The 1,646-nt window shown below is 57.1% G+C and carries 2 protein-coding genes; one reads left to right on the top strand and one right to left on the bottom strand.

Annotation, left to right across the window (positions count from 1 at the left end; genetic code table 11):
* Positions 1-847, top strand: an 847-nt coding sequence (locus tag A3730_RS04195; RefSeq protein WP_156500885.1) for an oxygenase MpaB family protein, incomplete at its 5' end; no start/stop codon positions are given.
* Positions 848-964: 117 nt separating this feature from the next.
* On the opposite strand, the gene A3730_RS04190 is transcribed toward A3730_RS04195, so the two are convergent.
* Positions 965-1,330, bottom strand: coding sequence for a hypothetical protein (locus A3730_RS04190; protein ID WP_063520257.1), 366 nt, complete (start codon positions 1,328-1,330; stop codon positions 965-967).
* Positions 1,331-1,646 lie beyond the last annotated feature (316 nt).

The raw sequence follows: 1,646 nt of genomic DNA, 5'->3' as shown, positions 1-1,646 counted from the left end.
CCTGGCCAACGACTCGGTGAACCAGCGCATCAACGAAACCGCCAGCTTCTTCACCACCGCCACCCTGCCCGGCGCACTGGAACGCTTTGGCCCCGGCTTCAAGGCCGCCGCCATGGTCCGCCTGATGCACTCCATGGTGCGCTTCAACATCATCAAGCGTGCCACCACCGACAAGGGTGGCCCCTGGGACCCGGCCGTCTATGGCATTCCCATCCCCCAGGTAGACCAGATGCCCGCCGGCACCATGCCCGCCTACCTAACCGCCTTCAAGGCGCTGCGCAAAGGGCGTAAACATTTCACCGCCAACGAGCGTGCCATCGTCGAGCTGTCCCGCTATGAATGCTTCCTGCTGGGCCTGCCCGAAGAACTGCTGCCCGCCGAGGCACCGGACATCATCGACACCATGCTCACCTACTCCGGCACCCTGCGCGAAGGCTACGATGACGAGACCTGCGGCGAACTGACCCGCGCCACCATGTCGGTCTACCGCCCCAAGGACGAAAAGCTGATCAGCAAAGTGCACAACCGGGTGGAACGCAGCTTCTCCAAAGTCTTCTTTACCCAGGCATTCCTGGGCCGCAAAGACAAATCGAAAGCAAAAGAAATGGGCGTGGAGCCCCGCCTGATAGATTATGCCCTGTTCACCGTGGGCAACCTGTTCGTGGTGCCACGCCTGATCGCCTACCGAACGCTGCAGGATATCCCGGTGGCCAACAAGCTGGCGGACAAAATACTGGTGAAGAGAATCAAGGAACTATTGGTGGACTATGGCCACGCGGAATACACCACCGACGCCAATCAGTACGCCCCAACAACACAGGAAAGCAAACAGGAAACCGCCGCCTGAAGGCGGCGCAGGTGTCGGGTTACGGCTACGCCTAACCCGACCTACGAAGCACGGTTTTTGTAGGTCGAATTCACCCAAGGGCACAGAGAGCCTGAAAGGCGTAATCCGACAAGTACGTCACACCCCCAAATACTCCGCAATCAAAAACGCATCTCCGACGCCTTCCCGCTTACCAAAATAACTCACCGGGTCTCGCTGATCGTCGTCAATCGACCCTACCTCACAATCAATGTTGAATTGCTTGGCCAGGTCATTAAACAGATTCACCGGCTCCTTGAGCCCGATCTTTTTCTTCACCGGCAGGCTAATGCCAAGCACCCAGTCCTCACACTCCTCACTCTCACAGTCATCTATCAGCGTGGCCACTTCATTGGCATCCACATACGCCTGCAACGCAGCTTGCAGATCAACCAGGTTACGCTTGAGCTTCTTTTCCTGCTTTTCATCAAGGCGATCGCAGGCGACCAGAAGGTAGACGAGCATAGGCAGGGTCCGGGTTGGGATTTTGTGGCCACTGTACCACAACAAGGCGGGGTTTCATTCGCAGCGGCACAGCCAGCAACCCCACATCGCCGCACATTCAGGAAGGCCGAATTCACCCAAGGGCACAGAGAGCCTGAAAGGCCTAATCGACAAGGTTTATCACAAGCCGAAAGGTCAGGGAAAAACGGAGGCACGCTCAACATCTTGATTCCCGAAAGCCGAAGAGCCAATGGGAGCCCTGGCCCTATTGATTCTGGAAAATCAGGAGCGCAGCGAGTAATTTTCCGAGTGCAGCTACTTATTGGGAGACAACAGC

It is taken from the genome of Alcanivorax sp. HI0044, assembly GCF_001634945.1.
The sequence above is the reverse complement of the archived record's forward strand: the minus strand, read 5'-3'. Positions and strand labels throughout refer to the sequence as shown.

Bases quoted from the DNA above. Each gene is read 5' to 3' on its own strand.
- A3730_RS04190 (WP_063520257.1), bottom strand. From the start codon at position 1,330: ATGCTCGTCTACCTTCTGGTCGCCTGCGATCGCCTTGATGAAAAGCAG.